The 7645-nt window shown below is 71.3% G+C and carries 9 protein-coding genes; 6 read left to right on the forward strand and 3 right to left on the reverse strand.

The window, feature by feature from the left end:
- The 3 genes from QZV94_RS20810 to QZV94_RS20820 all read right to left on the reverse strand — a co-directional run.
- Positions 1–652 (reverse strand): CHASE2 domain-containing protein (locus QZV94_RS20810; RefSeq protein WP_293681408.1); only part of this gene is annotated, 652 nt, incomplete at its 3' end.
- Entirely contained in the window at positions 649–1284 is a 636-nt protein-coding gene (locus QZV94_RS20815; protein WP_293681411.1) for an OmpA family protein, read from the reverse strand. The genes QZV94_RS20815 and QZV94_RS20810, both read right to left, overlap by 4 nt.
- On the reverse strand, positions 1281–1763 hold the full coding sequence (locus tag QZV94_RS20820; protein ID WP_293681414.1) for a FecR family protein: 483 nt from the start codon (positions 1761–1763) through the stop codon (positions 1281–1283). Before QZV94_RS20820 ends, QZV94_RS20815 begins: the two co-directional genes overlap by 4 nt.
- A 51-nt stretch (positions 1764–1814) precedes the next feature.
- Here QZV94_RS20820 and QZV94_RS20825 point away from each other — a divergent pair, with 51 nt between their 5' ends.
- The 6 genes from QZV94_RS20825 to QZV94_RS20850 all read left to right on the forward strand — a co-directional run bounded on the left by QZV94_RS20825 (position 1815) and on the right by QZV94_RS20850 (position 7455).
- On the forward strand, positions 1815–2480 hold the full coding sequence (locus QZV94_RS20825; RefSeq protein ID WP_293681417.1) for a DUF533 domain-containing protein: 666 nt from the start codon (positions 1815–1817) through the stop codon (positions 2478–2480).
- Positions 2481–2549: 69 nt separating this feature from the next.
- Positions 2550–3371, forward strand: a complete 822-nt coding sequence (gene dapF, locus QZV94_RS20830; protein ID WP_293681420.1) for a diaminopimelate epimerase — start codon at positions 2550–2552, stop codon at positions 3369–3371.
- Entirely contained in the window at positions 3368–4285 is a 918-nt protein-coding gene (gene lepB, locus QZV94_RS20835) for a signal peptidase I (protein WP_293681423.1), read from the forward strand. The genes dapF and lepB overlap by 4 nt, the downstream gene beginning before the upstream one ends.
- Complete coding sequence (mtaB, locus tag QZV94_RS20840) at positions 4266–5549, forward strand: tRNA (N(6)-L-threonylcarbamoyladenosine(37)-C(2))-methylthiotransferase MtaB (RefSeq protein WP_367255011.1); 1284 nt, start codon at positions 4266–4268, stop codon at positions 5547–5549. The genes lepB and mtaB overlap by 20 nt, the downstream gene beginning before the upstream one ends.
- Positions 5549–5983, forward strand: a complete 435-nt coding sequence (locus tag QZV94_RS20845; RefSeq protein WP_293681426.1) for a GFA family protein — start codon at positions 5549–5551, stop codon at positions 5981–5983. Before mtaB ends, QZV94_RS20845 begins: the two co-directional genes overlap by 1 nt.
- A gap of 251 nt (positions 5984–6234) precedes the next feature.
- Positions 6235–7455, forward strand: a complete 1221-nt coding sequence (locus QZV94_RS20850; protein ID WP_293681429.1) for a hypothetical protein — start codon at positions 6235–6237, stop codon at positions 7453–7455.
- Positions 7456–7645: the final 190 nt, after the last annotated feature.

Consider the following 7645-nt stretch of genomic DNA (forward strand, 5'->3'; position numbering starts at 1 on the left):
GCACGAGCCCGGCAGACGCCGTGACGGCGGGAAGGCGGCGGAGCATTCCGTCCTCGTCGGGCGACACGTTGATCGTGCCGGCCGAGGCGGAGGCCGACGCGATCTCCGGGATGTCGCAGATGGCGCCGGTGGCCGCGAAGAGGCGGCTCGTCATCGTCTCGGTGCGCTGTCGAATCATCGGCGGCGTGCGCGACGCGCACGGGATGGCCGACGATGCCGTGGTCTCGAACGTCAGGGCGAAGCCCGTGACGACGGGCACCCGCGTCATCGCGGCAGCGAAGGCCGCGTCGGTGCTCGTGGCGTCGCCTGGACGGACGCCTGGCGCGCCCAGGCGGTCTTGCTCGGGAAAGATGACGTCGAAGGCGACGACGGAGGCGCCGCGGTCGGCGAGTGCCGTGACGAGGCGGGCGACGAGGTCACGCGGCCACGGCCACTGGCCATGCGCGGCGAGACTCGGCTCGTCGATGGCGACGATGGCGATGTCGCGCGACGGGGCGGGCGGCGGCGTCTGCCGGATGAACGTGTCGAGCGCGGCGCGGTCGAGAACGCGCAGGAGGCCCGGCGCCGCGAGCACGATGATGCCGGCGACGACGGCCGCCGCGGCGGCCGGCAGGACGGCGCGCCCCGCTGCGGCACGGCCCGGCAGTCTCACCGCACCGTCACTTCGACGCGCCGGTTACGCGCGTTCTCGGTGTTGTCGGGCGTCGGCTCGACCGGGTTGGTCTCGCCGTGCGAGGCGACCTCGACGAGGTCCGCGCCGAGCCCGGAGCCGACCAGCAGGTCGCGCACGAGCGTTGCCCGCCTGAGGCCGAGGTCGACGTTGGCCGCGGCGGCGCCGGTCGTGTCGGTGTGCCCGACGACCGACACGTCGGGTTGCCCCCGTTCCTTCACGAGGGCGAGGATCTCTGGCAGCAGCGCGCGCGACTCGGGCGTGAGGTCGTTCGAGCCGAGCGCGAAGTAGAGCAGGAAGCGACGGGCCGGTGGCGGGATGACGGCGAGCGCGTCGCCGAAGAGGCGGGTCACCTCGGCGGCGGGCAGGACGGCGGGCGGCGGCAGCGGCTGGCCGGCCACTGAGCGCACGCCCTCGTTCACCTGCGTGAGGTCGACGGTCTGCGGACCGGCGGTGACGGCGGCGGCGCCGAGGGCGTCGCCTTCGGGATGCGGCGCGAGCACGATGAGATCCCGCGCCGCGGGCTGGACGGGGGGCGGCACGGGACCACACGCCGCGCCGGCCGCGAGGGCGGCGGCGACGACCGCGCGTCGCAAGTGCTCGACGCTCGTCATGGCGCCTCCGCGCGCACGAGCACGTGCGTGCCACGCACGCCGATGACCGACGTCGGCGTCTGCAGCCGCACGGCCTCGGGCGCGAGTTTGGCGATGATCCCCGAGACGTACGACAGCACGCCGCGCGTGAGCCGCACTGTCAGGGCGAGCTGCTGGTCTTGGGGGGCGAAGGCGAAGCGGGCGAGGGCCAGCTCGGTGTTGGGCCCGAGCGACAGGCGCGACTCGTCCTTCAGCATGATCGCCGCCCGGCCGTCGGCGCCGGTGCGCACGATGTCGGACTCGCGCAGCTCGGCGCCCGCCGTCGCCGGCTGGACGTCGGCGCCGCGGACGATCGACACGGTGCCGGTGGCGACTTTCAGGCGTCCGGCGGTGGCTGATGGCGGTTGGGCGGCGGCTGCGGCGGTCGCGAGCATCACGAGCAGCGCGCACACACGGGCACGAGAGTGTGGGGGACGACGCACGATGGTGGCCGACAGCATAGCAGTCCGGGAACCTTTGCGGCCGGCCCGCAGTATTCTTGGAGCAGGAGGGTGCCCACCCTGAACGGCGATCAACTTCTCGAGATGTTCGTGCGCGGCGCGCTCGGCCGCTCCGGCCGCAAATCCGCCCGTCGCGTCGTGCAGGTGGTCGGTGGCAAGAGCGGCCTGCTCTCGGCCAGCACCCTGCTCGCCGCGGCCGGTGTGGCGTGGGGCGTCTACGAGACGATGCAGGCGCAGAAGACCGGCGCTGCCGCCGCGCCCGCCGGCGGCGCCGCGCCTCCGGTGCCGCCCATGACGGGGGGAATGCCGTCGTCGGCGCCGCCGCCCGTGCCCGGCGCGGAGTCCGCGGCGGCGACGGCGCCACCCGAGGTCACGCGGATCGTGCGCCTCGCCGTGTCGGCCGCCAACGCCGACGGCGCGATGAGCGACACCGAGCGCAGCGCCATCCTGCAGCACGCCCGCGATGCCGGCGTCGAGGCGATCGCGCACGACGAACTGACCGTGCGGCGGCCGCTCGCCGAGATCGTGGACAGCGTCACCGCCGACGCCGAGCGCCGCGATCTCTACATGCTCGCCTTCGCGATCGTGCGCGCCGATGAAGGCGTCTCGGGCGCCGAGCGGATCTATCTCGCCCAGCTGGCGCACGCCCTCGGTCTCGGTCCCGAGATCACCGGCGCCATCGAACGCGACACCGCCGCGGCGATCGAGCGGACCTGAGCCGCGACACTCCGCGCTCCCGCGCCACCGCGTGCCTTCAGGGCGGTTCTACCCTATATAGCCGCCCCCATGAGCCGTCCGTTCCTGAAGATGAACGGGCTCGGCAACGACTTCGTCGTCGTCGAGACCCGCAGCGCGCCCTTCGCCCCAACGGCGGAACAGGTGCGCGCCATCGCCGACCGCACGAGCGGCGTGGGCTGCGACCAGCTCATCGTCATCGAAGCCGCGCCTGGGGTCGACGCGCGCGCCCGATTCTGGAATGCCGATGGCGACGAGGTTTCCGCGTGCGGCAATGGCACGCGCTGCGTCGGCTGGCTCCTGATGCAGTCGTCCGGCAAGGACGAGGCGGTGATCGAGACCGCCGCCGGCCGCCTGATCGCCACCCGCGCCGGCGAGCGTCTGGTCAGCGTCGACATGGGCGAGCCCGGGCTGGACTGGCGCGAAATCCCGCTCAGCCGCGAAGAGGACACCCGGGCGCTGGGCGTCGTGCTCTACGACCACGCCGACCTGATGGCGCCGCCGGGGTGCGTCTCCATGGGCAACCCGCACGTCGTGTTCTTCGTACCCGACGCCGAGTCGGTCCCGATCGCCAGGATCGGGCCGGTTGTGGAACGCCACCCGCTGTTCCCGCAACACGTCAACGCCGGCTTCGCCCAGATCGTCGGCCGCGACCGCATCCGCTTGCGGGTCTGGGAGCGGGGCGCGGGTCTGACGAAGGCCTGCGGGACAGGCGCCTGCGCGGCCCTGGTGGCGGCGGCGCGCCGGGACCTGACCGACCGCGCCGCGACCCTGGTGCTGGACGGCGGTGAGCTGTTCATCGAGTGGCGCGACGACGACCACGTCGTGATGACCGGGCCTGCGGCCGTGGATTACGTGGGCGAGCTGCCTTGAGCGAACGGCCCGACCCGTCGCACCCGTCCATGCCGCGGCCGCGCATGTGGCAGGTGGCGCTGGCCCTGAATGCGATCTTCCCGCCGGCGGGGTATGCCTATGTGGGGGCGTGGCGCGCGGCGACCGTCTTCGCTGCCGCCGTGCTGCTCGCCGCCGTCGCGCTGACCGAATGGACGGTCGCCTTTCCTCCCGGCATCTACCGGCTTGGCTTGCCCGGCGTCATCGTGCTCGCGCTATGTCTGGCCGTCGGGCTGGGCGTGCATGCCGCATGGATGGCCGAGGATGCGCCGGCGAAGAGCGGGTCGCGGCTGCGTCACGCGCTGACCTATGCCGCCGCCAGCCTGGCCGTGCTCACAGTCCTGCAGCTCTTCCGCGCCTACTGGCCGCACGCCTTCTACGCCTTCGCTGCGGATTCGATGGCGCCTACCCTGAACGACGGCGACATCGTGGCCGTGCGGGGCGCTCGCGCCCTCTGCGCCCGTGCCGAGCCACGGTCAGGCGACGTGGCGCTCTACCGACGCGACGGGTCGCCGGCCCCCTATCTGCACCGGATCGTCGCCGGTCCGAGCCAGGTCGTGGCGATGAACCGGGGCCAGCTCTACATCGACGGCAGGCCGGTCGCGCAGCATGGCGTCGGCGAACAGCCGCGCGACTTTGCGCCGGCGGCCGTCTTGGTGCGCGAGACGCTGCCGAACGGCGCTCGGTACCTGACCCTCGACGATGGGCCGGACGGCCCGGCCGACAACGTCGCCGCCACCCAGGCGCCCGCCGATGGCTGGTATGTCCTCGGGGACAACCGCGACAACGCTGTGGATTCCCGCGTGCACGGGCCCGTAGAGCGGCGCAACCTCTGCGGGGTCGCCTTCCGCATCATCACCAGCAGGGACAAGAGTCATGTCGGCGCCAAGCCCTGAACGCCCCGACGTCGACATCGTCACGTTCGGCTGCCGCCTGAACGCCTACGAGAGCGAGGTCATCCGTGCGCGCGCCGCGCAGGACGGCCTCAGCGATGCGGTGGTGTTCAACACCTGCGCCGTCACTGGCGAGGCGGTGCGCCAGGCCCGTCAGGCGATCCGCAAGGCGCGCCGCGAACGGCCGGGCGCAAGGCTCATCGTCACCGGCTGCGCGGCCCAGATCGACCCCGCCGCCTTCGCCGCCATGGCCGAGGTCGACCTGGTGCTGGGCAACGCGGAGAAGGGCCAGGCCGGCGCGTACCTGCCGACCGCAGAACCGCTGCGCGTGCGCGTCAACGACATCATGAGCGTGCGCGAGACCGCCGGGCACCTCATCGACGGGCTGAAGGACCGGGCGCGGGCCTATGTGGAGGTCCAGAACGGCTGCGACCACCGCTGCACCTTCTGCATCATCCCCTATGGACGCGGGAACTCGCGTTCGGCGGGGGCTGGCGAGGTGGTGGAGCAGGTCCGCCGCCTGGCCGCCCAGGGCTACCGCGAGGTGGTGCTCACCGGGGTCGACGTGACCAGTTGGGGCGCCGACCTGCCCGGCCAGCCCACCCTGGGCCAGCTGGTGGCGCGGATCCTGAAGCTGGTCCCGGAGCTGCCCCGGCTGCGGCTTTCCTCCATCGACGCCGCCGAGATCGACGCCGACCTGCTGCGTTGCCTGAAGGACGAGCCCCGGCTGATGCCCTACCTGCACCTGTCACTGCAGGCCGGCGACGACATGATCCTGAAGCGGATGAAGCGCCGGCACAGCCGCACCGATGCGCTGAAGCTCGTCGCGGACGTGCGCGCCGTGCGACCCGACACGGCCTTCGGGGCGGACTTCATCGCCGGCTTTCCCACCGAGACCGAGGCGATGTTCGAGAACACCCTGAAGCTGGTCGACGAGGCCGGCCTCGCCTTCCTGCACGTGTTCCCCTACAGCGCCCGGCCCGGCACGCCGGCCGCGCGGATGCCCGCCGTGAAAGGCGACGTCGTGAAGGCGCGCGCAGCGCGGCTGCGGGCGGCGGGCGGCGCGGCGTTGGCGCGGCACCTGCAGCGGCAGGTCGGGCGCACGCTCATGGGGTTGGTGGAGCGGCCGGGCGTGGCCCGCGCCGAGGACTTCACCGAGATCGCCTTCGCCGGCGAGGCCGAAGTGGGCCAGGTGGCTGGGCTGCGTGTCACCGGCCATGATGGCCGCCGGGTGCTGGCGCAAACCCTGGCGATGGAGGTGGCGTGATGATCACCGGCGGCTGTCAGTGCGGCGCGGTCCGGTTCCGGGCTGAGGGGCTCGGCGAGGCGAGCCTTTGCCACTGCCGCATGTGCCAGAAGGCCACCGGTGGCCTCTTCGGCCCTTACGTCGCTCTGGACGGCCTCACCTGGACGCGCGGCGAGCGCAAGCGCTTCCAGAGCTCCAACAAGGTCTGGCGCGGCTTCTGCGGAGCCTGCGGCACGCCGCTGACCTGGGAGCATGTCGGCGGCCTGATGTCGGTAATGATCGGCGCGTTGGACGACCCGGCGGCGGCGCGCCCGACCGAACAGCTGAGCAGCCCGAGCAAGCTGCCCTGGCTCGACGACCTGCCGGCGCTGCCCACCCACGAGCCGACCGAGCCGAAGGCCGCGGCCCACCTGGCCAGCATCGTAAACCTGCAACACCCCGACCACGACACCTAGCCGGCGCGGCGCCGCGCATCCCGCACAGAGGCTGCCCGCAGAAAAGCGAGGAGCGCGCTGAACCGTTTGCCGCGGTGGCCGCATCCACAACTCAGTTCTCTCTTTGTTCTTGACTTCTTTAGGCTCCGTGTGAGAGGCTTGGTTTTGGTGGGGCGACGGCGCTCGCGGCGTACTGAGACCCATTTTCAGGGATGGCAGAGGGGGTTGAGATGGCTGGCTATAGGCCTGCGCGTGGTGGCGTGCTCGAAACCATGGACGAGTTCGTGAAGCGACGGCAGCGGGAAGTCGCGAACCTTGGTCGAGAGGCCGAGGCCGCAGCGCACAGGGCTTACGGCGATGCCATCCGAACAGGGCGAGATCTCGTTCTGCGCACTCAGTCCGAGGTCAATCGTCTCGGGTCGGAGCTGCTTTCGCCACAGCCGTCGAGGCGCTCCGCGGGAGTTCAGAAGCGTTCCACTTCGACCGCCAGTCCGTCGCGGCAGGCGTCGCAGCCCGCCCCGAAGTCGGTGGTTCGGCAGGGCGTCAATCAGGCGCTGGCGATGGCCAGGGGCGCGCAGGATGCATTCACACTGGGGCTGGGTGATCGCGCCCACGCCGGTGGACGGGCTCTCATCGACGCGGCCCGGGGCGCCGATCTTGGTGATGCCTGGCGAAGCCGCTGGGCCACAGAGCAGGCACGCGATCAGTATGATGCGAAGAACTACCGGACCGCACGGACGGTCGGCGAGATTGCCGGCACGGGCCTGGGCTTCGTCGCCTTGGGGCCTGTTGATGCTGCGCTTGCAGGAGGCGTTCGCATCGCCCAGGCCGCGCCGATGATCGCAAGAGAAGCTGCTGTTCTGGGCGGCGTCGGCGCAGGCGGAGGCGTCCTCAGCCAAGCCGCGGCGGACGTTCAGAACGGGCGCTTGGGCTCTGTTGGCGACTATGTAGGGTCCGCCTTAGGTGGCGCTGCAACAGCTCTCGCCTCCGCTCGCGGGCGGCCGGGACAAGCGGGTGCGATCGGCGGTGCGACGACCTCAATCGTCCAGGATGCGCTCGAGGGGCGCTCTGTCGACTGGAGGGACGCTAGCCGAGCGGCGTTAGCTGGCGGCTACGCGGCCGCGCCGTTCGGGCTTGCTGGACGCGCCTACAGCGAAGGGCTTCCGCCTGTGGCGAAGGGCGATCTGGGCGACTTTGCTGGGCGAGTTCGGACGAGAGCCAACTTCCGAGATCCAGTGCCCGGGGGCGCGCGGGTAAAACTAAAGAGTGGGAAGGTCACTGTGCTGGACGAGGGTAATCCTGAGGCCTGGATGAGTGAGCAGAAGTTCGGAACGAGAGTTCGTGACCTGAGTAGTAATCAGAACGAAGCTTACAACCAATTTGGGGATCGCTACCGGGTCGACCACTTCCTGCCCCGAGACGTCGGAGCCGTCGTGGCATATCCCTTTGGCCAGATTGGCTACCATGAATTCCTGGCTAACGACCCAACTTGAACGGTGGGTGCTTTCGTGGTCTCGGCCAGCGAAGCGCGCCAAACCCAAGAAGCGACGACACGGACCGGGCTGGGTCGCGCCGAAGGCGATGATGGCCGGCATCCGAGGGGAGTTGGTGCCGGCCGCTCTAGCGCTGGGCTGGGTTCCACTCGAACGTCGGCCTGGTCGGAAAGGCGCGAGCCGGTACGGT

The organism is uncultured Phenylobacterium sp., from assembly GCF_902826855.1.
Lineage (GTDB): Bacteria > Pseudomonadota > Alphaproteobacteria > Caulobacterales > Caulobacteraceae > Phenylobacterium.

Coding starts and splice junctions, on each gene's coding strand:
- QZV94_RS20845 (WP_293681426.1), top strand. CDS start 5,549: ATGATCACCGGCGGCTGTCAGTGCGGCGCGGTCCGGTTCCGGGCTGAG.
- mtaB (WP_367255011.1), top strand. CDS start 4,266: ATGTCGGCGCCAAGCCCTGAACGCCCCGACGTCGACATCGTCACGTTC.
- QZV94_RS20820 (WP_293681414.1), bottom strand. CDS start 1,763: ATGCTGTCGGCCACCATCGTGCGTCGTCCCCCACACTCTCGTGCCCGT.
- QZV94_RS20815 (WP_293681411.1), bottom strand. CDS start 1,284: ATGACGAGCGTCGAGCACTTGCGACGCGCGGTCGTCGCCGCCGCCCTC.
- dapF (WP_293681420.1), top strand. CDS start 2,550: ATGAGCCGTCCGTTCCTGAAGATGAACGGGCTCGGCAACGACTTCGTC.
- QZV94_RS20850 (WP_293681429.1), top strand. CDS start 6,235: ATGGACGAGTTCGTGAAGCGACGGCAGCGGGAAGTCGCGAACCTTGGT.